Below are 24,641 nucleotides of genomic sequence, written 5' to 3'. Positions count from 1 at the left end.
CGATGGCGGTGTTGACCGAGCGGATGAGGGTCTTGAGCTCGGACTTCACAGCCATGTTGCGCTGGCGGGCCTTCTCGTTGGTGAGAATCCGCTTCTTCTGGGACTTGATGTTCGCCACGTGTGAACTTTCTTGTTTTCGCTGACAGGGTCTAGAGGGCTTTCAGGCCAGCCTCGACTGAGCGGCGTGGGGATGCCTATGGCAGCTGGCCTTCAGTGCCCGTCGACCTGCACGGACACACAGCATTCGATCTTACCAGAACGGGCCGCCCCGAAGGCTTCAGCACGGGCGGGCGCGGCGCGTCCCGAGGATCTCCGCACGAGCGGGATCCGTGGGAGACTTGGAAGTCAGCACTTGTCAGAATCGGCAACAGGATAGCCGCACACAGCAGTAGAGGACGTACAGGGTGTCTCCACAGGCCCGCACCGCTCCGGTGCCCGCCGCGACCGATCCATCGATCATCCGCAACTTCTGCATCATCGCGCACATCGATCATGGGAAGTCAACGCTGGCCGACCGCATGCTCCAGTTCACTGGCGTGGTGCAGCCGCGTGACATGAAGGCCCAGTACCTCGACCGCATGGACATCGAGCGCGAGCGCGGCATCACGATCAAGTCCCAAGCCGTCCGGATGCCCTGGGAAGTCGACGGCACCGCCTTCGCGCTCAACATGATCGACACTCCCGGCCACGTCGACTTCACGTACGAGGTCTCCCGTTCGCTGGCAGCGTGCGAGGGTGCCGTGCTCCTCGTGGACGCCGCGCAGGGCATCGAGGCCCAGACGCTCGCGAACCTCTACCTCGCCATGGAGAACGACCTCCACATCATTCCCGTCCTGAACAAGATCGACCTCCCGGCGGCCCAGCCGGAGAAGTACGCGGAAGAGCTCGCGAACCTCATCGGCGGGGACCCCGACGAGGTCCTCAAGGTCTCCGGGAAGACGGGCGTCGGCGTTGAGGGCCTGCTCGACCGCATCGTGCGGGACATCCCGGCGCCGGTGGGGAATGCGGAGGCTCCCGCGCGCGCCATGATCTTCGACTCCGTCTACGACACCTATCGCGGGGTCGTTACCTACGTCCGCGTGGTCGACGGAGCGCTCTCACCGCGTGAGCGCATCCAGATGATGTCCACGAAGGCGAGCCACGAGCTCCTCGAGATCGGAGTCATCTCGCCTGAGCCTGTCCCGACCAAGGGGCTCGGCGTCGGCGAGGTCGGCTACCTCATCACGGGAGTGAAGGACGTCCGGCAGTCCAAGGTCGGCGACACCGTGACGAACCTGTCCCGGCCGGCAGCCGAGTCCCTCGGGGGCTACGAGGACCCCAAGCCCATGGTCTTCTCCGGCCTCTACCCCTTGGACGGTTCCGACTACCCTGACCTCCGCGACGCCCTCGACAAGCTCAAGCTGAACGACGCGGCGCTCGTGTACGAGCCCGAGACGTCGGCCGCCCTCGGCTTCGGCTTCCGCGTCGGCTTCCTCGGCCTGCTGCACCTTGAGATCGTCCGCGAGCGGCTCGAGCGCGAATTCAATCTGGACCTCATCTCCACAGCCCCGAACGTGATCTACGAGGTCACGCTGGAGGACCGCTCGGTGGTCACGGTCACGAACCCGAGCGAATTCCCGACCGGCAAGGTCAAGGAAGTGCGGGAGCCCATGGTCTCGGCGACGATCCTCGCCCCCAACGAGTTTGTGGGCGCGATCATGGAGCTGTGCCAGGGCCGGCGCGGGCAGATGAAGGGAATGGACTACCTCTCGGAGGACCGCGTCGAGCTCCGCTACTGGATACCGTTGGCGGAGATCGTGTTCGACTTCTTCGACCAGCTCAAGTCGAAGACCCGCGGGTACGCGTCGCTCGACTGGAAGGCCGATGGGGAGCAGGCCGCGGATCTCGTCAAGGTCGACATCCTGCTCCAGGGCGAGCAGGTCGATGCCTTCAGCGCGATCACGCACCGCGACAAGGCCTACTCCTACGGCGTGATGATGACCTCGAAGCTGCGCGAGCTCATTCCGCGTCAGCAGTTCGAGGTCCCGATCCAGGCGGCCATCGGGTCTCGCATCATCGCCCGCGAGAACATCCGGGCCATCCGCAAGGACGTGCTCGCCAAGTGCTATGGCGGCGATATCACCCGCAAGCGCAAGCTCTTGGAGAAGCAGAAGGAAGGCAAGAAGCGGATGAAGATGGTGGGCCGGGTCGAGGTGCCCCAGGAGGCCTTCATCGCGGCGCTGACCACCGACGAGTCGAAGGACAAGGCCAAGAAGTAAAGTGCCGAGCGCTCTGCCCCTAGGAGATCCCGCACCGGCCGATGGCGTTCTGCCGCCCCAGGCGGCCATCGGCGCCGAGGCGCGCGGCTTCTCGCTCTACGCCCACATCCCGTTCTGCTCCGTGCGCTGCGGCTACTGCGACTTCAACACCTACACGGCGTCCGAGCTCGGCGGCGGTGCCTCGCAGGCGGAGTACGCGGCGACCGCCGTGGCGGAAGTCCGCCTCGCCGCCCGGGCGCTGGACTCCTCAGGCGTGCCCCGCCGTCGTCTCTCGACGGTCTTCTTCGGCGGAGGGACGCCCACGCTCCTGCCGTCCCAAGACCTTGCAGCGATCCTGGGCGCCGCCATCGACGAATGGGGCATTGAGCCGGACGCCGAGGTGACAACGGAAGCCAATCCCGATTCGGTCACGCCAGAGTCGCTGAGCGCCCTCCGCGCTGCCGGCTTCACCCGCGTCTCCTTCGGCATGCAGTCCGCGGTCCCGCATGTCCTGCGGGTCCTCGACAGGACGCACACCCCCAGCCGCGTTCCCGAAGCCGTCCGCTGGGCCCGGGACGCGGGCCTCGACGTCAGTCTGGACCTCATCTACGGAACGCCGCGCGAGAGCATGGACGACTGGCGGACCTCGCTCGACGCCGCACTCGAGTGCGAGCCTGACCACCTCAGCGCCTACGCGCTCATCGTGGAGGAGGGCACCAAGCTCGCAGCCCAGATCCGCCGCGGCCAGGTTCCAGCGGTTGACGACGACGATCACGCCGCCAAATACGAGCTGGCCGACTCGGTGCTCGCCGACGCGGGCTTCCACTGGTACGAAGTCAGCAACTGGGCCCGCGGCGCGGCCGATGAGCCGCGCTTCGAATGCCGGCACAATCTCGCGTACTGGAAGGGCGGCGATTGGTGGGGGATCGGGCCCGGCGCCCATTCCCACGTGGGCGGGGTGCGCTGGTGGAACGTGAAGCATCCGCGCGCGTACGCTGCCCGCCTTGCGGCAGGCGATTCACCGGCGGCGGGACGCGAGACGCTCGACGACGCCACTCGCCTCGAGGAGCGCATCATCCTCGAGCTTCGGCTAGCTTCGGGGCTTCCGGTCGAGCTGCTCGACCCTGCGGGGCGGCGGGAGGTGGCGGGGCTCATTGCTGAGGGACTCGTGGACGGCCCTCAAGCCTTCCGTGGGCGACTCGTGCTCACGCCTGCCGGGCGGCTCCTCGCAGACGCCGTGGTTCGCCGGCTCATGCCCTGACGGGCCCAACCCGTAGCGCTACTTGATCCAGCGCAGGTTGTAGCGGTAGCGGAACGGCTGGCCGCGGTTGACCTCGATGCCAGCCGCGACGGACATCACAGCGAGCGCCACCCACCCGAGGGTCGCGAGGACCGCGAAGACGCTGCCGACCACCGGGATCAGCGAGAGCAGGTTCAACAGCAGAGCGGCGAGCGTGGGTGGAAGCGTGAAGTTGAGCGCTTCCTTGGACTCCTGGGCCGTGAACGGGCCCCGGTCCTTGAAGGCGAGGTACACGAGCAGCGAGGGGACGCATCCGAGGATCCCCCCGAAATGGGCCAGGGTCGCCCACTGACGGTCCTCGCCCGCCGTGAATTGCTCGCCGCCACCGACGTTCCCGAGCCGTCCGGTGCGAGGCTCGCGATGATCCTGCCAGTTCTGGGACACAGCACTTCCTTGCATAGCTCGAGGACCGGGGTTCGACCTCAGAATACCCAATCAGGCCGTGAGGAAGTCGATGACTTCCTCGACGCGGCCGAGCAGCGCAGGCTCGAGGTCCGCGTAGGTGCGCACCGCCCCGAGGAGCTTCTGCCACGCGAGTCCAGTGTCCTCGGGCGTGGCGTGGGGCCATCCGAAGGCGCGGAGGATGCCCGTCTTCCAGTCGGTTCCTCTGGGGACGCTCGGCCAGGCGGGGATTCCGAGTGTCTGCGGGCGGATCGCCTGCCACACGTCTACGTAGGGGTGGCCCACGATGAGGACATTCCCGGCAGCGCCTGCCACGGCGAGGGCACGCTCGGCGATGCGACTTTCCTTCGAGCCGGTTACGAGGTGGTCCACGAGGATCCCCAGACGCCGCTGGGGGCCTGGGTGGAACTCCGCAACGGCAGCGGCGAGATCGTCCACTCCGTGGAGGGGCTCCACCACAATCCCTTCGAGGCGCAGGTCGTCGCCCCACACCTTCTCCACGAGCTCTGCGTCGTGCTTGCCCTCGACCCAGATCCGGCTGGCGCGGGCCACTCGCGCGCGGGCGCCCCCCACGGCAACGGACCCGGAGGCGGTGCGCCGAGGGCCACTCGGAGCAGAGCGCGGAGCCGGTGGCGTGAGTCGCACCGCGCGGCCTTCGAGGAGGAAACCGTGGCCGAGCTCGAACGTCCGGGATTTCCCGCGCCTGTCCTCAAGGCTGAACACGTGCATGCCGCCGGACTTCTCGACCCGGGTGACGGCGCCGACCCATCCGGTCTGCGTGTCCTCGAGGACCATGCCCAGCTCGATCGGCACGTCCGGCGGCGTGGTCTTCTTCGGGGCGACGAGCTCAGCCGGCCCCCACTGCTCGTAGGACATTCGGTCCTGCCTCCTGCGGGATCTCCAAGGGGAACCCGCACTTCTGGCGGGGCCCGGCCCATGCTATTCCGCGCAGCCGCAGGGCCTCACGAGGCCCTGCGGCGTGTCTGCGGTACGGGCTCGTGGCGACCGGGGAGCATAATAGATCTAGCACTTGGAGATGGAGAGTGCTAAGCAAGTCTGCACAAGCTACGGCGCGGGCCACCGCGCCGGTGCTGTCTGCGGGGGAGGTGTAATGAACGAGCCGCGCAAACTCGAGGTGCTGCGGGCGATCGTCGAGGACTACGTCCACTATCGGGAGCCCGTCGGTTCGAAGGCCCTCGTCGAGCGCCACCGCTTGGGCGTGTCCAGTGCGACGATCCGGAACGACATGGCTGCGCTCGAGGATGAGGGGCTCATCGCGGCGCCCCATACGAGTGCGGGCCGGGTGCCCACGGACAAGGGCTATCGCGTCTTCGTCGACCAGCTGGCTGCGGTCCGTCCGCTGTCGCCGGCCGAGAAGCAGGCGATCCAGTCGCTCCTCGACGGCGCCGACGACCTTGACGACGTCCTCGAACGCACCGTGCGCCTCCTCTCGCACCTGACGAATCAGGTCGCCGTCGTCCAATATCCCCAGCTGGGGCGCGCCCGGGTGCGCCACGTCGAGGCGGTGGGGCTCGCGCCCCGTCAGGTCCTCCTGGTGCTCATCGCGGACAGCGGAACGGTCGAGCAGCGCGTCGTGACGGTGGGTGAGGACCTCGACCACGATCGGCTCTCCCTCCTGCGCCAGAGCTTCCTCGCCGCGACGTCGGGCAAGCCCGTGTCGCAGCTCGGGGCAAACCTGGCCGGGCTCATGGACTCCCTCCTGCCCGAGGACAGGGCCGTCGCGGCGGAGCTCGCCGCGGGGCTCGCTGCCCTGGCGGCCTCGAGCCGAGAGGATCGGATCGTGACGGCAGGCACAGCGTATCTGGCACGGTCCAACAGTGACTTCCTCATGAGCATCTCACCCGTGCTCGAGGCGCTCGAGGAACAGGTCGTGCTCCTGCGTCTCCTGTCCGAGATGGCTGCCGACGCGCGGGGCGTCGCGGTGGCCATCGGCCACGAGACCGCGGCAGACTCGCTTTCCGAGACCTCGATCGTCGCTACGGGCTACGGGCGCGACGACGCCAAGATCGGCATCCTGGGCCCAACCCGCATGGACTACTCGGCGAGCATGGCGGCGGTCCGCGCCGTCGCGCGGTACCTCTCGAAGATCCTCGCCGGAAGCTAAGAGAAAGAAGACAGTGAGCAGCCATTACGAAACCCTCGGCGTGTCTCCGGACGCGAGCGGCGAGGAGATCAAGAAGGCCTACCGGAAGCTGGCCCGCAAGCTTCATCCGGACGTCAATCCGGGTGACGAGGCGGCCGAGCAGTTCAAGGCCGTCACCCACGCCTACGAGGTCCTCTCGGATCCGGAGAAGCGCCGGGTGTACGACATGACGGGCAACGAGAACGGGACGGATAACGGTTTCTCGGGCGCCTACAACGGCGCGGGCTTCGCGTTCCAGGACATCTTCGAGACGTTCTTCGGCGGCGGCGGAGGCGGCCAGGCCGGCCCCGCGTCGCGGGTCCGCAGGGGCCAGGACGCCCTTATCGCGGTCCGCATCGAGCTCAAGGATGCCGTCTTCGGCGTCAACAAGAAGATCGAAGTGGACACGGCCGTGCTCTGCACGCGCTGCGAGGGTTCGTGCTGCGAGCCCGGAACCCACCCCGTGCGCTGCAGCGTCTGCGGCGGTTCCGGGCACGTGCAGCGGGCTGTGCGCTCGATCCTCGGCCAGGTCATGACGACGGCGACGTGCCCCACCTGCGGCGGCTTCGGAACGGAGATCCCCAGCCCCTGCAATGAATGCGGCGGGGAGGGACGAGTACGCAGCCGGCGGTCGCTGACCGTCAAGATCCCGGCTGGCGTCTCGACCGGCACGCGGATCCAACTCGCCGGGCAGGGCGAGGCCGGCACGGCGGGCGGTCCGACGGGTGATCTCTACGTCGAGATCCGCGTCGCCTCGCACGGCATGTTCACGCGGGACGGTGACAACCTGCACGCGACGCTGAGCGTTCCCATGACGGCAGCGGCGCTCGGCACCGACCTCACGTTCGAGACGTTCGACGGCGAGCAGACCATCACGCTCCGGCCCGGAACGCAGTCCGGCGACGTGATCACGCTCCCGCATCTTGGCGTCGCGCGGCTGCGGGGGGCGGGCCGCGGGGACCTGCTTGTGCATATCAACGTGGAGGTCCCCACGAAGCTCGACGCCGAGCAGGAGGAGCTGCTCCGCCAGCTCGCGAAGCTCCGCGGGGAGCACGTCGCCGAGGGAAAGCTCGTCGGCACGGGTGGGGGAGTGTTCGCGAAGCTCCGCGACAAGTTCGGAAACCTCTGAGTGTCGAACCCGGTCTTCTTCGTCGCGCCCGGAAGCCTTGACGGCCTCGGAGCCAACTCTGTCGCCACGGTGAGCGGCGCCGAGGGACGCCACGCCGCCACCGTCAAGAGGCTCGCGACCGGGGAGCCCGTCGATCTCGTGGACGGCCGAGGGACCCGTGGCCGCGGCCACGTCCAGCGTGCGGAAGGCGACGTTCTCGCCGTCGTCCTCGACTCCGTCGAACGCGAGCCTCGGCCGCCCTACCAGCTCGTCCTCGTCCAAGCCCTCGCGAAGGGCGACCGTGACGAGTTGGCCGCCGAGGCCGCGACGGAACTCGGCGTCGACGGCATTATCCCGTGGCAGGCCGAACGATCGATCGTGCGGTGGAAGGGCGACCGCGCTGCGAAATCGCTCAGCAAGTGGCGCAGCGTGGTCGGCGCTGCCGCGAAGCAAGCCCGGCGCGCGTGGCTGCCTGACGTCGAAGACGTGCACGACGGCGCCGCCCTCGCCGCCCGGATGAACCGGGCGGCTCTGTCCGTGGTTCTCCATGAGGACGCGGAGGAACCGCTCGGCGCTCTGCTGGACGCCTTCTCCGAGACGGCTGACGGGGAGGGCGAGGTGCTGTTCGTCGTCGGGCCCGAAGGTGGCATCTCGCCCGCCGAACTGGACCGCTTCGTAGCTGCCGGTGCCCGTCTGGCACTGCTTGCCCCGCATGTCCTGCGGTCGTCGACGGCCGGGCCCGCGGCCCTCGCCATCGCCGGCGATCGTCTGGGGCGGTGGCCGGCCAAGCGCTGATTGAGAAGGCCAGGCGCTGATGTGAAGGTCTGGGCCTCAGGGCCCGACCGTGACGTCCTTGGAGTCCCACGCCGAGGCGGACGTGTCGCCCGTGCCGGGATCGCTCGGGAAGATACGCAGCACGTACTTGCCCTCGGGGAGGTTGACGGAGAAGCGGAACTGGCCCTGAGTGGGCCCCGCCCCTGCGGCATCAACGTGACCGCTCGCGAGCGGCACTGCCTTCTCGCCCTTGACCTCCGCACGGGAAACCTGCCAGAACACCTGCTGGCCGGGAGTCGTCGTACGCCCGTAGACGGCCAGCTGACCGTGGGCGGAGGTGGCCCCGGCCTGAGGATCGATGATCCACATGGGCGCCACCATCGAGGGATCGCGCTGCATGAGCTGCCCGAGCTGGACGCGGTTGAACGCCAGCTGATCGGTGCGCCCATCCACCAGGAGCATGACTTGGACCGGCTGCCCGGTATCGATCACGCCCGCGCTGGCTGCGGCCGCGGTCGCCGTGTAGACAAGCTGCTGGACTGCGAGCTGCGCGGTCTGCTCGTCGACGCTGCTGTTGAAGGCGTCAGAGGAGACGTCCACGGTAATGACGTTGCGCCCTGAGATCGACGCCGCGAGCTTCTTGGGCGCCTGCCACGGAGTGAACAGGTTCTGATCGAGGGGCTTGACCGACATCATGAGGCGGAGGGCCTTGGCCACGGGGTTCTCGTTGCCGCTCGCGTCTCTGAACTCCCGGTACAGATAGATCCCGTCCCTGGCCCTGCCCAGCCAGTACACGGGCGACTTCGTGGAGGTCTGCGAGGTCTCGAGGGGCACGCTCGCGCTCGCTCCCTGCCCGGAGATCCCGGGTGAGGCTCCGGCCGCGATGGTGGGCTGCGGCTGCCCGCTCGCGGTGCAGCCCGAGAGGAACAGCATTCCGACGACGGCGACGACGCCGAAGGCGCGGAGCCTGAGCGGCTTCCGGCCTGGTCGTCTGGCGGTCATGGAGTCCTCCGTGCTGGTCGCAGGGCATCGCGCAGATGCCCGGGAGACAGGGGTGCGCATGGCCCCCCCTGCCAGCGCCTCCCCGGACTGATCCAGCTTGACACAGGCGATCGGCCCCAACGCGGGCCAGAGCCTGTTCGTGGCCCAAGTGATGCGGGATCGATACCTAGCGTTAGCATGGACCGACACGCACCGACCGAGGAGAGAAAAGGCCTTTGACAGCGGAGTTCCCGCACACGACGCCCACCACCCGGACAGAAGTCATCCGCTTCGCGTCTGGGGATGACATGGTCCACATCCTCGGCCCTCGCGATGAGGCCCTCCGGTACGTAGAAGAGCAGTTCCCCTCGGTGTCGATCCACGTCCGCGGCAATGAACTGACGATCGTCGGGCCGCCGGCCGAGGCACCGAACATCAAGCGCCTCTTCGAAGAGGTCGCGGCCCTCGCCGAGCGCGGAACGCCCGTCACGCCAGCGTCCCTCGCGCAGCTCGTGGCCATGCTGCGCGAGCAGACGGTCACGAGCCCGTCTGACGTCCTCACCCACAACATCCTGACGAGCCGCGGCCGCACGATCAGGCCGAAGACCGCGAACCAGAAGAACTACGTGGACGCGATCGACGCGAACACCGTGATCTTCGGGATCGGTCCAGCAGGCACGGGCAAGACCTACTTGGCGATGGCCAAGGCAGTCCAGGCGCTCCAGCACAAGGACGTGAGCCGGATCATCCTGACGCGTCCGGCCGTCGAGGCGGGGGAGCGGCTCGGGTTCCTCCCGGGGACGCTCAACGACAAGATCGATCCCTACCTGCGCCCGCTCTACGACGCGCTGCACGACATGATCGACCCGGAATCGATCCCGCGCCTCATGGCGGCCGGCACGATCGAGGTCGCGCCCCTGGCCTACATGCGAGGGCGGACGCTCAACGACGCGTTCATCATCCTCGACGAGGCTCAGAACACCACGCCCGAGCAGATGAAGATGTTCCTCACCCGTCTCGGCTTCGGCTCGAAGATGGTGGTCACGGGAGACGTCACGCAGGTGGACCTGCCGTCTGGCACATCCTCCGGGCTCCGCATCGTCCAGGAGATCCTCGACGGCATCGAGGACGTGAGCTTCTCCGTTCTGGACGCCGCGGACGTCGTGCGGCATCGGCTCGTCTCCGACATCGTCGACGCGTATGGGAGGTGGGACGACCGGCAGCGAGCGAAGGCGGAACGCGCCCGGCAGCACTCGGATCGCCAGCGGCGCTCGGCAGGTGCCGAGCGTTCCCCGGCGTCTAAGCTTGAGCCGTGAGCATCGAAGTCAACAACGAGTCCGGCATTGCGGTCGACGAGGAGGCCCTCGTCCGACTGGGGCGCTTCATCTTCGACCGCCTCTGGCTGCATCCGCAGACCGAACTCTCGATCCTCCTTGTCGATGAAGCTGCGATGGAACGACTCCACCTCGAGCTCATGGACGAGCCTGGGCCAACGGACGTGCTCTCCGTTCCCATGGACGAGCTGACGCCGGGGACCCCTGGCCGGCCTACGCCTCAGGGGATGCTCGGGGACATCGCGATCTGCCCCCAGGTGGCCACCGCGCAGGCCGCACGCGGCGGCCACTCGACCGATGACGAGATGCTCCTGCTCGCCACCCACGGAGTCCTCCACCTGTTGGGCTTCGACCACTCCGAACCCGAGGAGCGCGAGGAGATGTTCGGCCTGCAGCGCGAGCTGCTCACCGAGTTCCTCGGCCGCCCTGCCCCGAAGGAGACGATGGCGTGACCGTCGCCGTCCTGCTGGCCATGGCGCTGGCGTTCACGGCGCTTGCTGCACTCCTGACGGCGGTCGAGGCTGCCCTCGCGTTCCTGCCGCGCCACGAGGCCGAGGAACGCATTGAGGAAGGCCACGCGAAGGCTCTCGCGACTGTGCTCGCGACGCCGGTTCCCCATGTGCGGGCCCTGCGCTTCTGGCGCATCTGGTTCGAGACCGCGTCGGCCGTGGCGGTCGCCGTCCTCATGCTGAGCTGGCTCGAGAACATCTGGCTCGCCGGGCTCGCGGCCACGATCGTCATGGCCCTCATCGGGTTCCTCCTGGTGGGAGTCTCGCCCCGCCAGCTCGGGCGGCGCCATGCCCTCGCCGTCGCGGCATGGACAGCGCCGCTGACCTCCTGGCTGCGCCGCATCCTCGGCCCGATCCCGGGATGGCTCGTCTCGATCGGCTCGGCGGCCACCGGAACGGATCCCAACGAAGAAGACGCGATCTACTCGACGGACGAGCTGCGCGAATTCGTGGAGCGCGCGAGTGACTCCGAGGACTTCGAGGAGGCGCAGGCCGAGCTCCTGCAGTCCGTCTTCGAATTGGGGGAGACTCTCGTGCGGGCCGTCATGGTGCCGCGAACGGACGTCATCGGCATCGAGGCCGGTTCGACCCTCCGGCAGGCGATGTCCCTCTTCCTTCGTTCCGGCTGCTCGCGCCTTCCGGTCTACGTCGAGAATCTCGACGACGTGCGGGGCATCCTCTATCTGAAGGATGTCGCCGCGCGTCTCCACGAGGCGCCCGAGGCCGTCGTCGAGCCCGTCGAAGCGCATGTCCGCGAGCCGCGCTTCGTCCCGGAGTCGAAGCCCGTCAGCGAGCTGCTCAAGGAGCTCCAGCGGGAGTCGACGCACTTGGCCATCGTCGTCGACGAATACGGCGGCGTCGCCGGGCTCGTCACCCTCGAGGACCTCATCGAGGAGCTCGTGGGCGAGATTGCGGACGAATACGACGAAGACGACGTCGAGTCGGTTGAGATCGAGCCGGGCGTCTATCGCATCCAAGCGCGGATGAGCCTCGACGATCTGGGCGAACTGTTCGACGAGGACATCGAGGACGACGAGGTCGATACCGCCGGCGGGCTCCTGGCCAAGGCGATCGGAAGGGTTCCGATCGTGGGCAGCACCGCCGAGGTCGACGGCATCCGGCTGACTGCGGAGCGGCTCGAGGGCCGCCGTAAGCGCGTGAGCCATCTCCTCGCCCGGCGTGCCGTGCCGGCGGGGACGGAAGAGAACCAGTGGGCGGGCGAGGCGGGCCGCCATGACAGCGAAGCAACAGGGAGGCAGCATGGCTGAGCACAGCGGGCGCACCGCGCGCGGGGAGCAGGCAGAGGCAGCGGACGACGGCGGCTTCCGGGCTGGGTTTGTGGTGCTCGTCGGCCGCCCCAATGCGGGAAAGTCGACGCTCACGAACGCTCTCGTGGGCCAGAAGGTTGCCATCACCTCTGCGAAGCCCCAGACCACGCGGCACACCATCCGAGGCATCGTGCACCGCGCGGATGCCCAGCTCATCCTCGTGGACACCCCGGGCCTCCACCGGCCCCGCACTCTCCTCGGGCAGCGCCTCAACGACCTCGTGGCGGAGACCCTCTCCGAAGTCGACGCGATCGGGTTCTGCCTGCCCGCCAACGAGCGCATCGGCCCCGGTGACCGCTTCATCGCGAACCAGCTCGCAGCCGTAGGCCGCAAGCCCGTCGTCGCCGTGGTCACGAAGGCGGATCTCGTGGACCGCGGCGCGCTCGCGCAGCAGCTCCTCGCGGTCACGGAGCTCGGACGGGAGGTGTTCGGCGGGGAGGGTTTCGCGGACATCGTTCCCGTCTCTGCGAAGGACGGGTTCCAGGTCGAGACCGTGGCGGACGTCCTCATCGCGCACATGCCGCCCTCGCCGCCCCTCTACCCCGACGGGGAGCTCACGGACGAGCCCGAGGCCGTGATGGTGGCCGAACTCGTGCGGGAGGCTGCCCTCGAGGGCGTGCGCGACGAGCTGCCGCACTCGCTCGCTGTGGTGGTGGACGAGATCGTCCCACGGGAGGGCCGTCCCGAGGACAATCCCCTCCTCGATGTACGGGTGAATCTCTTCGTGGAGCGCCCGTCGCAGAAGGCGATCATCATCGGCCGCGGCGGCGAGCGGCTGCGGGACGTCGGGTCGCGGGCGCGGAAGGGGATCGAGGGGCTGCTCGGCACCCGGATCTATCTGGACCTCCACGTGAAGGTGGCCAAGGACTGGCAGCGCGATCCGAAACAGCTCGGGCGATTGGGCTTCTGACCCATCACAGCCTCCGCTCAGGTGCTTCTGTAAACTGGAAAGAAGCATCATCTACCGGAGGATCCACTTGGTCACATCAGGGCCCGTCCCGCGTCATGCCCGGACGCGCCGCAAAGTACCACTGTGGGTCAAGATCCTCGGCGGACTCGTCGCCCTCGGGCTCGTCGGGGTCGTGGCCTTTGCCGGCTACTGGACGTGGCGGCTCCAGAACAACATCCACGAAGCGCCGCTCAGTGCGGGCAATGCGACGGCTGACGCGACCAACGACGCGACCGATCCCCTGCAGATCCTCATCATCGGAACGGACACGCGCGCGGGTGCCGACGCCAACTACGGAACTCAGGCGGACAGCTCGGGCTACGGCAATTCCGACGTGATGATCCTTATGAACATCTCCGCGGACAACAAGGTCGTCTCGATGACCAGCTTCCCGCGGGACCTCATGGTGCCGATTCCCGCGTGCCACGACCCCCAGACCGGCAAGGACTACCCCGCCCAGGCGGTAGGACAGATCAACTCTGCAATGATGGAGGCCGGCCCGGGCTGCACCGTGGACACGGTGAACAAGCTGACGGGGCTCCAGATCGATCACTTCATGGTTGCCGACTTCAACGCGGTCAAGGACCTGTCGAACACGATCGGCGGCGTCCAGGTCTGCGTGACGGCCCCCATTGACGACCCGATGTCGGGCCTCAAGCTCCCCGCGGGGACTTCCACGATCCAGGGCGAGATGGCCCTCTCCTTCCTTCGCAGCCGCCACGGGGTGGGCGACGGGAGTGATCTTTCGAGGATCAAGTCGCAGCAGGAGTTCCTCGCGTCGCTCGCCCGCAAGGTCAAGTCGGACGGGACGCTCACTGACGTCCCCAAGCTGTTGAGCATCGCCGACACCATCACCAAGAACCTCACGGTCGACTCGGGTTTGGCCAATCCGCAGGCCATGATCACCATCGCCACCCGGCTGCGTTCCGTGGACCTCTCGAAGGTCGCGTTCGTCACTGTCCCCTGGGAGCCCTACACGGAGGATCCCAACCGTGTTCAGATCAAGCAGCCGGACGCTGGCGCGCTCTTCGAAGCCCTCAGGGCGAATCGCGACCTGACCGCACCGGCATCCAGCGCACCGGCGAGCGCCTCGAGCACGGGCGGGGCTACGCCGTCGTCCGCGGCTCCCACCACCGCACCGCCGGCCTACAACAAGGCCCTCCAGCCTGTTGCCGTGGCGAACGGAACGGGCGTGGCGGGACAGGCTACGGCTCTTGCTACCTTCCTGAAGGATCAGGGCTTCACGAAGACGACTGAATTCGCGGCGGCACCTGTCGCCACGACGAACGTCTACTACGGCCCGAATTTCCAGGACGTCGCCAAGGACGTCGCCGCCTCGCTCGGTATCCCCGACGGGCAGGTCCAAGCTGCGGCCATCAGCGGCGTGCAGGTCTACGCTGGCCAGGACTTCACGAGCGGAACCCACTACACGCCGAAGCTCCCCGACAGCGTCGTCGCGCAGACCGCTGCGGACAACACCTGTCAGGCCGCCTTCGGCCAGTAGTTTCGGGTACAGCTACCACGCCCCATCAGCAACACGGGTACGCGAAAGGGCCCCGGTTTCCTTCAGGAAGGCGAAGGAAACCGGGGCCCTTTCTGTAGAGAAGCGACTACCAGATCTCGACGCGATCCCCGAGCGAGAGCCACATGCCGTCGCCGTCGGAGACTCCGAACGCCTCGTGGAACGCAGTCAGGTTCCGGGCGATCGTGTTGGTGCGGAATTCGTTGGGGGAGTGGGGGTCGATCGCGAGCCGTCGAATCGCTTCCTCCGACCGGCAGACCTGCCGCCACACCGTGGCCCACGAGATGAAGAAGCGCTGGTCCCCCGTGAGGCCGTCGATCACGGGAGCCTCGGTGTCGCCGAGGTGGAGCCGGTACGCCTTGAAGGCAATCCCGAGCCCACCCAGATCGCCGATGTTCTCGCCGAGGGTGAGCCGCCCGTTCACGGTGTGGCCCGGCGCCTCGGCGGGGGAGAGGACTTCGAACTGCTCGACGAGGCGCGCAGTCAGCGCCTCGAAGGCCTTCCGGTCGTCGTCAGTCCACCAGTTGCGCAGGGCCCCGGTTCCGTCGAACTGCGAGCCTTGGTCATCGAAGCCGTGACCGATCTCGTGGCCGATCACCGCGCCTATCCCGCCGTAGTTCACCGCCGGGTCGGCGTTCGGGTGGTAGAACGGCGGCTGGAGGATCGCCGCAGGGAAGACGATCTCGTTCATGAGCGGGTGATAGTAAGCGTTCACTGTCTGCGGCGTCATGAGCCACTTGATGCGGTCCACGGGTTTGCCGATCTCGTCGAGGAGCCGATCAAGTTCCCCCGCATGGGCCCTCCGCACATTCCCCAGAAGGTCGTCCTCACGGATCTCCACCGCCGAGAAGTCGATCCACTCGTCCGGGTAGCCGATCTTGGACCGGAAGGCGGCGAGCTTCTCGAGGGCGCGCTCTCGAGTTTCCGGGCTCATCCACGGCAGCACCGAGATGCTCTGGCGGTATGCCTCGACGAGGTCGGCCACGAGGGCCTGCATCGACTCCTTGTGCTCGGCGGGGAAATGCCGCTCCACGTACAGGCGCCCCACCGCCATGCCGAGCCCATTCTCGACGGTGGCCACGCCGCGCTTCCAGCGCTCCTTGTTCTCGGGGGTGCCGCTGAGCACAGTCCCGTAGAACCCGAAATGCCGGTCCACGAACTCGGGGGAGAGGAACGGCGCCGACGCGGAGATCACGTGAGCGGTGAGCCAGCGCTTCCAGTCCTCGAGCGGCACCTCCGCCAGGAGGGGGCCGACGCCGGAGAGGAAATCCGGATTGCCGACGACGAGCTCGGCTCGCGCGGCCTCCGTCACCCCGGTCTCCTCCCCCCACGCGGCGAAATGCGGGAACACGGCTTCGGCCTGCTCGTGGGTGTACAGGTTGTATGTCTTCTGGGGGTCGCGAAGGGTCACGCGGTCCCAATGAAGGCCCGCGAGCCGGGTCTCAAGGCGGACGACGGCGGCCGCGTCCTCGGCCGGGTCAGCGGATCCGACGAGCGTGAAGACGTCCGTCAGATACGTCGCGTAGGCCTGCCGGACCTCGGCGAACCGCTCTTCGCGATAGTAGGACTCGTCAGGCAGCCCCAGTCCGCCTTGGGAGATGTACAGCAGCACGCGCTCCGGGTTCCCGGCATCGGGCGCAGCGTAGTAGCCGAAGAGGCCCTCGCTGCCGCCCCGAGCCAGCCGAGCTGACGTGCGCACGAGCCCTTCGGCGTCGGCGATCCCCTCGACCTCCGCGAGCAGGGCCCGCAGGGGCTGCGCGCCCAACTGGGCGGCCCGCTCTTCGTCCATGAACGACCGGTACATCGCACCGATCTTCTCCTCGTCGGAACCTGCCGGGTGCTCGGTCTCGGCGAGATCCCCGATGAGTGCACGCACGTCCTCCTCGGCCCGATCCCGCAGCTGCACGAACGTCCCGACAAGTGCCCGGTCGGACGGGATCTCCGTTTCACGGAGCCACGCGCCATTGACGTGCCTGTAGAGGTCGTCCTGGGGGCGCACACTGTCGTCGAAGTACTCACGGTCCACGCCGGATGGCGCAGTGGTGCTCTCGGTCATGGTGCCTCCTCGGCATGCTCGGGTGGCTTCATCTTAGGCGGGCGAGGGGTCCGAGGCGGGTACCGCCGTCGTGCGTCCCGGGGCACATGCTATGGTGACGATGTGCCACACGCGCAGCGCCTTCTCCTTCTTAGCTGCCGTGGCGGGGCCCTGTAGCTGACGGACGGACCATTCCGGACCGGCTAGGCCGGATCCCCGCCGCGGAGTTTTCCCACGCCCGGCCGCAGTGGATCCCAGCTTTTGAGAAAGGCCTACAGTAAAACCATGCGCAATGCACAGAAGCCCTCGGGCATGCCCGTCCACCGCTACGTTCCGTTCCACGAGCAGATCACCGTTGAACTTCCGGACCGTACGTGGCCTGACAAGCGCATCGAGAAGGCGCCCCGCTGGTGCGCTGTGGACCTGCGCGACGGGAACCAGGCGCTGATCGACCCCATGAGCCCCGCGCGGAAGCTGAAGATGTTCAAGCTGCTCGTGGAGATGGGCTACAAGGAGATCGAGGTCGGCTTCCCCTCGGCGTCGCAGACCGACTTCGACTTCGTGCGCCAGCTGATCGAGGGCGGCCACATCCCGGACGATGTCACGATCCAGGTCCTCACCCAGGCGCGCGAGCATCTCATCGAGCGGACCTACGAGTCCCTCGTCGGAGCGAAGAGCGCCATCGTCCACCTCTACAACTCGACCTCGGTGCTGCAGCGCCGAGTGGTCTTCAACTCGGACGAGGAAGGCATCCTGGACATCGCGGTCCAAGGCGCCCTCCTGTGCAAGAAGTACGAGGAGACCATCCCGGACACGCACATCACCTACGAGTACTCTCCCGAGTCCTTCACGGGCACCGAGCTCGAGTACGCCGCGCGGGTCTGCAACAGGGTGGCCGAGATCTTCGAGGCGTCGGCGGACAGCCAGGTCATCGTCAACCTGCCGGCGACGGTCGAGATGGCCACGCCCAACGTCTACGCCGACTCGATCGAATGGATGAGCCGCAACCTGCACCCGCGCGAGGGCATCATCCTGAGCCTGCACCCTCACAACGACCGGGGCACGGGCGTCGCGGCGGCCGAGCTCGGCTACCTCGCAGGAGCCGACCGCATCGAAGGCTGCCTGTTCGGGAACGGCGAGCGCACGGGGAATGTGGACCTCGTGACGTTGGGGCTGAACCTGTTCGTGCAGGGCATTGACCCGATGATCGACTTCTCCAACATCGACGAGATCCGGCGCACGGTCGAGTACTGCAACCAGCTCCCCGTGGCGGAGCGCTCTCCGTACGGCGGGGACCTCGTGTTCACGGCCTTCTCCGGCTCGCATCAGGATGCGATCAAGAAGGGCTTCGAGGCTCTCGAGCGGGATGCTGCGGCGGCCGGCGTCGCGGTAGAGGACTTCACCTGGCAGGTGCCGTACCTGCCGATCGACCCGAAGGACATCGGCCGCACGTATGAGGCTGTGATCAGGGTCAACTCGCAGTCCGGCAAGGGCGGCGTAGCTTATCTGTTGAAGAACGAGCACAATCTGGACCTCCCGCGTCGGGCCCAGATCGAATTCTCGCGGGTCATCCAGGAGCACACGGATACCTCCGGCGGCGAGGTCAGCCCGAGCGTGCTCTGGGAGATCTTCAGCGACGAGTACCTGCCGGCGTCATCGGTCGACGGCGGGAAGGCGTGGGGCCGCTATGCGCTCTCCTCGGTGAGCACGGAGACTGGCGAGGACGGGAGCATGACCCTCGAGGCCACTCTGCGGATCGACGGAGCCCAGGTACGCCGAACCGGCATCGGGAACGGCCCGATCGCTGCACTGCTGGACATCTTCGCGCACGAGGGCGTCGATGTCCGCGTCCTCGACTACACCGAGCATGCCCTCTCCGAAGGCGGCAGCGCCCGGGCGGCCGCGTACGTCGAGTGCGGGATCGGCGAGCGGATCCTGTGGGGCGTCGGCATCGACGCGAACACGAGCCTCGCCGCCCTCAAGGCCGTCATCTCGGCAGTGAACCGCGCACTGCGGGACGGCGCCCTCGAGGTCGCCTGAGTCTGCCGCCATCTCTAGGCATCGTGCCTTGCCCGCCGGTCATTGCGGCCGGCGGGCAGGGCACGGTGGGAGAATCTAACCCATGGCCGAATCGACGTTCGCTGCGCGGAGCTACCGCGACGACGGCGTCGTGCTGCGCACCTATCGGCTGGGGGAAGCCGACCGCATCATCGTTCTCCTCACGAAGCATCACGGTCAGGTACGGGCCGTGGCGCGGGGAGTGCGGCGCACGGGGAGCCGCTTCGGGGCCCGGCTTGAGCCGTTCATGGTGGCGGACGTGCAGCTTGTCCGCGGCCGTTCGCTCGAGGTGGTCGGGCAGGCGGTAGCCCGCGGCACGTACGGCAGCGAGATCGCGGCGGATTATTCGCGCTACACCTCCGCTGCCGCGATGGCCGAGACCGCGGAACGGCTCACAGCGAACGACGGCGAAGCCTCGCTTCCGCACTACCAGCTCCTCGTCGGGGGGCTCGCCGCGCTCAGCCGAGGGGCCCACGCTCCCGACCTCATCCTCGATTCGTACCTGCTCAGGGCACTTTCCACAGCGGGGTGGGCGCCGAGCTTCACCGACTGCACTCGATGCGGCGAACCCGGTCCGCATTCGGCATTCTCGGCTGCGCTCGGAGGCATCGTCTGCCACAATTGCCGCCCGCCGGGTTCCCCCGCCCCCGCCCCCGCAACCGTCAATCTCCTCGCCGCACTCCTCTCGGGCGACTGGGAAGTGGCAGACGGCGCCGCCCAGTCCAGCCGCCGGGAGGCTTCAGGGCTCGTTGCAGCGTATGTCCAGTGGCATCTCGAGCGATCCGTCCGTTCGCTCCGGCTCGTGGAACGCGACGAGGGCGTTCCCTCGAGCAGTCCGACCAGCAATCCCCGACAGGAGACCAGCACCACGTGACACCGCGCCGCGCGATCCAGCCTGTGGCCCCCTATCCGCATCCGAGCGGCGCCCAGCCTCCATCGATCCCTCCCCAGTTCGTGCCGCGGCACGTCGCCATCGTCATGGATGGGAACGGCCGGTGGGCGAATCAACGGGGCCTGCCGCGCATCGAGGGCCACAAAGCCGGCGAGCCGGCGCTTCTCGATGTGGTGGCAGGCGCCATCGAGATCGGCATCGAGTACGTGTCCGTCTACGCCTTCTCCACCGAGAACTGGCGCCGGTCGCCCGAGGAGGTCCGGTTCCTCATGGGCTTCAACCGGGACGTGCTGCGCCGCCAGCGCGACACCATGAATTCGTGGGGCGTCCGCGTACGGTGGGCAGGCCGTCGGCCCAAGCTCTGGGGTTCTGTGATCAAGGAGCTCGAAGAGGCCGAGGAGCTGACGCGGAACAACAGGACCTGCCACCTGACCATGTGCGTGAACTACGGCGGGCGGGCGGAGATCGCCGACGCCGCCGCCGCCATAGCGCGGGAGGTCGCCGAGGGGCGGCTGAGCCCGCGCGCCGTGTCGGAGAAGACGGTGCAGCGCTATCTCGACGAACCCGACCTTCCCGACGTCGATCTGTTCCTCCGCAGTTCGGGCGAGCAGCGGCTGAGCAATTTCATGCTGTGGCAGGCCGCCTACGCGGAGATGGTCTTCATGGACACCCTCTGGCCGGACGTAGATCGCCGGACCCTCTGGGAGGCCGTCGAAATCTACGCGCGCCGCGACCGCCGGTATGGGGGAGCGATCGACAAGGCGGCGTCGAGCCACGCCCCGAGCCGCTCATAGGCTTCATGGCGCACGGCCGGGGCCGAGAGCAGGACGTCGTGCAGTCCGCCCGGCACGAGCACCTCGTCGAGCGAGGAGCAGGCAGCGGCCGCGGCGCGCCGCATCGGCCGGATTGAGAGCACGGCGTCGCGGCTGCGCATGTGCTCACGCCATACGAGGCCCGTGTCGCTCTTAGCCGCGGCGAGCAGCAGGGCAGGTACCGCGATGCGGGGTCCGCTGGCCAGCTGCCGCTGCGCAGCCAGGATCGACCTCAGCCACCCTGCCCGAATCGGAAACGCGGTGCGAGGCCGATAGTCGGCCCGCAGATCCCATTCGCCGCCGGCCTCTCGCGCAATGGCACGCCAGAAGTATCCGCGCGCGGGAAGCGGAAGGATCCGCTCGGGACGGCGCCGCGCCGCCACGTCGAGCATGCGTTCGAGGGCACGCCCGGCCGTCCGCCCGCCGTGGGGCGCGAGCCATGGGCTGCTGAGGACAACAGCGCTCAGGCGTTCGGGGCGCTGCTGGGCCTCCAGGGCAACCGCGAGTCCTCCCGTCGAATGCCCCATGAGCACCACGGGTCCTGCACCTTCCTCGCGCACCACGGTGAGGGCGGCATCGATGCTCGCGAGGTAGTTCTCGATCGACGGAAGATACCCCGGCAGGCCACCGGGTTTGATGCTCCTGCCGTGTTCGGGGAGGTCGAGCGCGTAGAACCGCCACCCGCGCCGAACCGTGAACCGCGCGAGTTCCCCGTTGAAGTAATAGTCGCTCCAGCCGTGGACGTAGACGAGCGCCGGTGCCGCGTCCGCCGTCGTCTTGGGAAGGAAGCGCACGAGCGTCCCGCCCGGATCGCCGGTCGTAGCGCGCTGCTCGAAGCCGGGTCCCAGGAAGTCGGGAATCCACTCGTCCATGGGCCTTCCTCTCAGCGGTTTTGTCGACTCCTGCGAGCCTAGGCGACACTTGATCCATGCGCTTCTACCCTCTCTTCTTCCGCGCCGCCTTCTCATGGATGGACGCCGAGCGTGCGCATCGGATCGGCTTCGTCGCCATCCGCGCTGTGCACGCGGCGGGGTTGGGCAAGGTCTTGGAGCGCGCGACCGCCCCGGCTCCGCAGTTGCGCACCACCGCGTTCGGCGTCGAGTTTCCGTCGCCCTTCGGCCTTGCCGCCGGCTTCGACAAAGAGGGCAAGGGCATCGAGGCCCTTGCCGAGCTGGGTTTCGGGCATGTCGAGGTGGGCACCATCACGGGACAGGCGCAGCCCGGCAACCCCAAGCCCCGCCTGTTCCGGCTCATCAAGGACCGCGCGGTGCTGAACCGCATGGGATTCAACAACGACGGCGCTGCCGCCGTTGCGCCGCGGCTCGCCGCCGCTCGGTCCTCGCTGGAGCGAAAATATGGCGTGCATCGCCCCGTCATCGGCGTCAATATCGGGAAGACCAAGGTGGTTCCGCTCGAGGAAGCGGTGGAGGACTACCGGATCAGCGCCCGCACCCTCGCCCCCTACGCAGACTACCTGGTGGTGAACGTCAGCTCGCCGAACACTCCGGGCCTCCGGCTGCTCCAGAGCGTGGAGTCCCTCCGGCCTCTCCTCGAGGCGGTGCGCGAGGAGTCGACGGCCGCCACGGGCCGGCGGGTTCCGCTTCTCGTCAAGATTGCCCCTGATCTCGCGGACGCGGATCTCGATGGCGTTGCGCGCCTTGCCCTCGATCTGGGGCTCGAAGGCATCATCGCGACCAACACGACCATCAGTCGAGAGGGGCTCACCAGCGATCCGGAGGCCGTCGAAGCCTGCGGCGCAGGCGGGCTTTCTGGAGCCCCCCTCAAGGCCCGATCGCTGGAGGTACTGCGTCGGCTCGCCGAGATCGCCGGGAATCGGCTCGTCCTCGTCTCAGTCGGCGGTGTCGAGACCGCGGCGGACGTACAGGAAAGGCTCGCCGCTGGGGCGAGCCTTGTCCAGGGGTATACGGCGTTCCTCTACGAGGGGCCGTTCTGGGCGGCCGCGGTCAATCGTGGGCTTGCCGCGGCCGGGTTCGTCACGACGGGTACTGCCCGCGGCTGACCTGCGGCTTCGGCAGCCGGAGCGGCCGGAACTGGAGCGCGCGCATCGAGCCGTACCACACGGTGCCGCGCTCCACCTCGCCGAACTTCGTCGTCAGGCGCTTCTTGAGCTGCCTGGACAGCCAGAACGTGTCGAGGATGACGAGGATGAAGACGATCCAGAACGCCGCGAGGATGTAGACCTGCGCATCGCTGGCCTGCGGGACGACGAACGAGATCACCACGAACACGAGCGCAGCGAACATGAGGTACTCGCCGACGTTGAAGCGGGCATCGACCGTGTCGCGTGCAAAGCGCTTCTGCGGCCCCCTGTCCTTGAAGGGCAGGTGGCGTTCGTCGCCGGTCTCGAGGGCGCGCCGCACCCGGGCCCGCTCGTCCGCCGCGGCCTGCCGCTCGGCTGCCTTCGACGCCTTGCGGTCGGTGGGGACGAGAGGACGACGGCGGGCCGCCTCCTGGTCCTTGCGCCGGGGGGTCGGCGCTCCCTTGCCGACAAGGGGGGAAGTCGGCTGCTCCTCAGGCTGCCCGGCGCTCTCGGCGGCAGGCTCGTTCTTTCGTCCAAACACCACTCAAGGATAGCCAACCGGCCTGCGGCTCGGCCCCGAATGGATCGCCTCGCTGCGCCATTGTCGCCCTCCGCGCCGGCTTGTACTGTGAAGCCATGATTTCAGAACTCCCACCCGTCGAGTCCGATCTCGCCGAGCGCCTTCAGTCCGCGGTGGCCCGCCGCTTCCCAGACACGCTGGAGGAGCTGTCGAACCTGGTCGCGATCCCGGGAATCGCGTGGGAGGCCTTCCCTCCAGAGGAGCTCGAGCGAAGCGCACGGGCCGTCTCCGCGCTCGCGCAGGCGTCCGGCTTCGAGGACGTCCAGATCCTGAGGGCCCCAAGGCCGGACGGCGCACCCGGGGGACCCGCCGTCGTCGCCCGCCATGCCGCAGCGCCGGGCAAGCCCACGGTCCTGCTCTACGCCCATCACGACGTCCAGCCCCCGGGCGACGCCACGCTCTGGGAATCGGCCCCGTTCGAACCGGTCGTCCGGGACGGACGGCTCTATGGCAGGGGAGCGGCCGACGACAAGGCCGGCCTGGTGGTCCACTTCGCCGCGTGGCGGGCGTTGCGCGAGATCCTCGGCGAGGAGGGCGGGGTCGGCGTCACGCTCTTCATCGAGGGCGAGGAGGAAGCCGGCTCGCCGAGCTTCCGGACGTTCTTGGAGACCTATCGGGAGCAGCTTGCCGCTGACGTGATCGTGGTGGCCGACTCCGGGAACTGGGCAATCGGCGTCCCAGCTCTCACCACCAGCCTCCGCGGGCTCGTTGACGGCACGATCACCCTCACGATCCTCGACCACGCGCTGCATTCGGGGGTGTACGGAGGACCGATCCTGGATGCGCCCACGCTCCTCGCACGCCTCATTTCGACCTTCCACGACGACGAGGGCAACGTGGCCGTGCAGGGACTGGTGGTGGGGGACGACCCCGACGTGGACTATCCCGAGCAGCAGTTCCGCGTCGACGCGGGCCTGCTCGACGGCGTCCAGCTCGCGGGGAGCGGCAGCATCGCCGCGCGCCTGTGGTCCCGTCCGGCCCTCTCCATCATCGGTATGGATGTGCCCACGATTGCCGTCTCGTCCAACACGATCCACCCCGTGGCAAGGGCAAAGTTCAGCCTGCGCATCGCGCCGGGGCAGAATCCCGAAGCCGCCATGGAAGCCGTCCGGCGCCACGTTGAGTCCCACACCCCGTTTGGCGCCCGCGTTGACTTCGCGCCGGGGGAGAGCGGTAACCCGTATCTCGCGGACACCTCCAGCCCCGCTGCCCAGCTCGCCCTCGATGCCCTGCGCGCCGCGTGGCAGACCGAACCCGTGAAGATGGGAATGGGAGGCTCCATTCCGTTTGTTGCACATTTGAAGGCGGTATTCCCCGAGGCGGAGGTCCTGATCACCGGCGTCGAGGATCCGGACACGCGGGCGCACAGCTCCAACGAATCGGTACACGTCGACGAGTTCAGACGGGCCATCGTCGCGGAGGCCCTCATGCTCGCCGGGCTGTCGATGACGGAACGTTAGCGTCCACGACGGGGGTCGCCTTAGCATGGAATGAGCGGTGGGCGCCGGGGGGGCCCCCCCACACAAAAAAGCCGCGCCGGCCGGGGCGGGGAGGGTATGGAAAGATCACACCAACCAAACAATGCACCCAGGCCCACCGCCCCCACCCGGAGAACAACACCCACCGCGCCGCCCGC

22 protein-coding genes are annotated in these 24,641 nt (G+C 68.0%); 15 read left to right on the top strand and 7 right to left on the bottom strand.

Features of this window, described 5'->3' with window-relative positions:
* Positions 1-118, bottom strand: a 118-nt coding sequence (gene rpsT, locus ACTHL9_RS07260; RefSeq protein ID WP_440518180.1) for a 30S ribosomal protein S20, incomplete at its 3' end; no start/stop codon positions are given.
* Positions 119-404: 286 nt separating this feature from the next.
* Here rpsT and lepA point away from each other — a divergent pair.
* Both lepA and hemW read left to right on the top strand, forming a co-directional pair.
* Positions 405-2,258 carry a translation elongation factor 4 gene (gene lepA / locus ACTHL9_RS07255; RefSeq protein WP_440518178.1) on the top strand — a complete coding sequence of 618 codons (1,854 nt, stop codon included), beginning with the start codon at positions 405-407 and terminating at the stop codon, positions 2,256-2,258.
* A gap of 1 nt (position 2,259) precedes the next feature.
* Positions 2,260-3,498, top strand: a complete 1,239-nt coding sequence (gene hemW / locus ACTHL9_RS07250; RefSeq protein WP_440518177.1) for a radical SAM family heme chaperone HemW — start codon at positions 2,260-2,262, stop codon at positions 3,496-3,498.
* Positions 3,499-3,516: 18 nt separating this feature from the next.
* Here hemW and ACTHL9_RS07245 read toward each other — a convergent pair whose 3' ends face one another.
* On the bottom strand, positions 3,517-3,921 hold the full coding sequence (locus ACTHL9_RS07245; protein WP_440518176.1) for a DUF4870 domain-containing protein: 405 nt from the start codon (positions 3,919-3,921) through the stop codon (positions 3,517-3,519).
* 51 nt (positions 3,922-3,972) lie between these two features.
* Positions 3,973-4,815: a DUF3097 domain-containing protein gene (locus ACTHL9_RS07240; RefSeq protein ID WP_440518175.1), complete on the bottom strand. Its 843-nt coding sequence runs from the start codon at positions 4,813-4,815 to the stop codon at positions 3,973-3,975.
* A 235-nt stretch (positions 4,816-5,050) separates the two neighbouring features.
* On the opposite strand from ACTHL9_RS07240, the gene hrcA reads away from it, so the two are divergent.
* The 3 genes from hrcA to ACTHL9_RS07225 are packed head-to-tail and all read left to right on the top strand — an operon-like array spanning position 5,051 to position 7,985.
* Positions 5,051-6,064: a heat-inducible transcriptional repressor HrcA gene (gene hrcA / locus ACTHL9_RS07235; RefSeq protein WP_440518174.1), complete on the top strand. Its 1,014-nt coding sequence runs from the start codon at positions 5,051-5,053 to the stop codon at positions 6,062-6,064.
* 13 nt (positions 6,065-6,077) lie between these two features.
* Positions 6,078-7,211 carry a molecular chaperone DnaJ gene (gene dnaJ, locus ACTHL9_RS07230; protein WP_440518173.1) on the top strand — a complete coding sequence of 378 codons (1,134 nt, stop codon included), beginning with the start codon at positions 6,078-6,080 and terminating at the stop codon, positions 7,209-7,211.
* A complete protein-coding gene (locus tag ACTHL9_RS07225; RefSeq protein WP_440518172.1) occupies positions 7,212-7,985 on the top strand; it encodes a 16S rRNA (uracil(1498)-N(3))-methyltransferase in 774 nt (257 codons plus the stop codon). It abuts the gene before it with no gap.
* Positions 7,986-8,021: 36 nt separating this feature from the next.
* Here ACTHL9_RS07225 and ACTHL9_RS07220 read toward each other — a convergent pair whose 3' ends face one another.
* A complete protein-coding gene (locus tag ACTHL9_RS07220; protein ID WP_440518171.1) occupies positions 8,022-8,966 on the bottom strand; it encodes a GerMN domain-containing protein in 945 nt (314 codons plus the stop codon).
* A gap of 215 nt (positions 8,967-9,181) precedes the next feature.
* On the opposite strand from ACTHL9_RS07220, the gene ACTHL9_RS07215 reads away from it, so the two are divergent.
* The 5 genes from ACTHL9_RS07215 to ACTHL9_RS07195 all read left to right on the top strand — a co-directional run bounded on the left by ACTHL9_RS07215 (position 9,182) and on the right by ACTHL9_RS07195 (position 14,569).
* Positions 9,182-10,261: a PhoH family protein gene (locus tag ACTHL9_RS07215; RefSeq protein ID WP_440518170.1), complete on the top strand. Its 1,080-nt coding sequence runs from the start codon at positions 9,182-9,184 to the stop codon at positions 10,259-10,261.
* Positions 10,258-10,731 carry an rRNA maturation RNase YbeY gene (gene ybeY, locus ACTHL9_RS07210; RefSeq protein WP_440518169.1) on the top strand — a complete coding sequence of 158 codons (474 nt, stop codon included), beginning with the start codon at positions 10,258-10,260 and terminating at the stop codon, positions 10,729-10,731. Before ACTHL9_RS07215 ends, ybeY begins: the two co-directional genes overlap by 4 nt.
* The gene (locus ACTHL9_RS07205) at positions 10,728-12,056 is read left to right on the top strand and encodes a hemolysin family protein (protein WP_440518168.1); all 1,329 of its coding nucleotides are present in this window, start codon (positions 10,728-10,730) and stop codon (positions 12,054-12,056) included. Before ybeY ends, ACTHL9_RS07205 begins: the two co-directional genes overlap by 4 nt.
* Positions 12,049-13,026, top strand: a complete 978-nt coding sequence (gene era, locus ACTHL9_RS07200; protein ID WP_440518167.1) for a GTPase Era — start codon at positions 12,049-12,051, stop codon at positions 13,024-13,026. The genes ACTHL9_RS07205 and era overlap by 8 nt, the downstream gene beginning before the upstream one ends.
* Before the next feature lie 67 nt (positions 13,027-13,093).
* Complete coding sequence (locus ACTHL9_RS07195; RefSeq protein WP_440518166.1) at positions 13,094-14,569, top strand: LCP family protein; 1,476 nt, start codon at positions 13,094-13,096, stop codon at positions 14,567-14,569.
* 106 nt (positions 14,570-14,675) lie between these two features.
* Here ACTHL9_RS07195 and ACTHL9_RS07190 read toward each other — a convergent pair whose 3' ends face one another.
* A complete protein-coding gene (locus ACTHL9_RS07190; RefSeq protein WP_440518165.1) occupies positions 14,676-16,643 on the bottom strand; it encodes a M13 family metallopeptidase in 1,968 nt (655 codons plus the stop codon).
* A 264-nt stretch (positions 16,644-16,907) separates the two neighbouring features.
* On the opposite strand from ACTHL9_RS07190, the gene leuA reads away from it, so the two are divergent.
* The 3 genes from leuA to ACTHL9_RS07175 all read left to right on the top strand — a co-directional run bounded on the left by leuA (position 16,908) and on the right by ACTHL9_RS07175 (position 20,366).
* Positions 16,908-18,662: a 2-isopropylmalate synthase gene (gene leuA / locus ACTHL9_RS07185; protein ID WP_440518164.1), complete on the top strand. Its 1,755-nt coding sequence runs from the start codon at positions 16,908-16,910 to the stop codon at positions 18,660-18,662.
* An 82-nt stretch (positions 18,663-18,744) separates the two neighbouring features.
* Entirely contained in the window at positions 18,745-19,554 is an 810-nt protein-coding gene (gene recO, locus ACTHL9_RS07180; protein ID WP_440518163.1) for a DNA repair protein RecO, read from the top strand.
* Positions 19,551-20,366 carry an isoprenyl transferase gene (locus tag ACTHL9_RS07175; protein WP_440518162.1) on the top strand — a complete coding sequence of 272 codons (816 nt, stop codon included), beginning with the start codon at positions 19,551-19,553 and terminating at the stop codon, positions 20,364-20,366. Before recO ends, ACTHL9_RS07175 begins: the two co-directional genes overlap by 4 nt.
* On the opposite strand, the gene ACTHL9_RS07170 is transcribed toward ACTHL9_RS07175, so the two are convergent.
* Complete coding sequence (locus ACTHL9_RS07170) at positions 20,291-21,256, bottom strand: alpha/beta hydrolase (protein WP_440518161.1); 966 nt, start codon at positions 21,254-21,256, stop codon at positions 20,291-20,293. The genes ACTHL9_RS07175 and ACTHL9_RS07170 overlap by 76 nt on opposite strands.
* Positions 21,257-21,312: 56 nt before the next feature.
* Here ACTHL9_RS07170 and ACTHL9_RS07165 point away from each other — a divergent pair, with 56 nt between their 5' ends.
* The gene (locus ACTHL9_RS07165; RefSeq protein ID WP_440518160.1) at positions 21,313-22,404 is read left to right on the top strand and encodes a quinone-dependent dihydroorotate dehydrogenase; all 1,092 of its coding nucleotides are present in this window, start codon (positions 21,313-21,315) and stop codon (positions 22,402-22,404) included.
* Here the strand turns inward: ACTHL9_RS07165 and ACTHL9_RS07160 are convergent.
* Positions 22,379-22,966, bottom strand: coding sequence for a DUF3043 domain-containing protein (locus ACTHL9_RS07160; protein WP_440518179.1), 588 nt, complete (start codon positions 22,964-22,966; stop codon positions 22,379-22,381). The two genes, ACTHL9_RS07165 and ACTHL9_RS07160, sit on opposite strands and share 26 nt — an antisense overlap.
* 95 nt (positions 22,967-23,061) lie before the next feature.
* On the opposite strand from ACTHL9_RS07160, the gene ACTHL9_RS07155 reads away from it, so the two are divergent.
* On the top strand, positions 23,062-24,465 hold the full coding sequence (locus ACTHL9_RS07155) for a dipeptidase (RefSeq protein WP_440518159.1): 1,404 nt from the start codon (positions 23,062-23,064) through the stop codon (positions 24,463-24,465).
* Positions 24,466-24,641: the final 176 nt, after the last annotated feature.

Source organism: Sinomonas sp., assembly GCF_051955515.1.
Taxonomy (GTDB): domain Bacteria; phylum Actinomycetota; class Actinomycetes; order Actinomycetales; family Micrococcaceae; genus Sinomonas.
This window is presented reverse-complemented; position numbering and strand designations above follow the sequence as displayed.

Bases quoted from the DNA above. Each gene is read 5' to 3' on its own strand.
- ACTHL9_RS07240 (WP_440518175.1), bottom strand. From the start codon at position 4,815: ATGTCCTACGAGCAGTGGGGGCCGGCTGAGCTCGTCGCCCCGAAGAAG.
- hrcA (WP_440518174.1), top strand. From the start codon at position 5,051: ATGAACGAGCCGCGCAAACTCGAGGTGCTGCGGGCGATCGTCGAGGAC.
- ACTHL9_RS07220 (WP_440518171.1), bottom strand. From the start codon at position 8,966: ATGACCGCCAGACGACCAGGCCGGAAGCCGCTCAGGCTCCGCGCCTTC.
- era (WP_440518167.1), top strand. From the start codon at position 12,049: ATGGCTGAGCACAGCGGGCGCACCGCGCGCGGGGAGCAGGCAGAGGCA.
- ACTHL9_RS07190 (WP_440518165.1), bottom strand. From the start codon at position 16,643: ATGACCGAGAGCACCACTGCGCCATCCGGCGTGGACCGTGAGTACTTC.
- leuA (WP_440518164.1), top strand. From the start codon at position 16,908: ATGCGCAATGCACAGAAGCCCTCGGGCATGCCCGTCCACCGCTACGTT.
- recO (WP_440518163.1), top strand. From the start codon at position 18,745: ATGGCCGAATCGACGTTCGCTGCGCGGAGCTACCGCGACGACGGCGTC.
- ACTHL9_RS07170 (WP_440518161.1), bottom strand. From the start codon at position 21,256: ATGGACGAGTGGATTCCCGACTTCCTGGGACCCGGCTTCGAGCAGCGC.
- ACTHL9_RS07165 (WP_440518160.1), top strand. From the start codon at position 21,313: ATGCGCTTCTACCCTCTCTTCTTCCGCGCCGCCTTCTCATGGATGGAC.
- ACTHL9_RS07155 (WP_440518159.1), top strand. From the start codon at position 23,062: ATGATTTCAGAACTCCCACCCGTCGAGTCCGATCTCGCCGAGCGCCTT.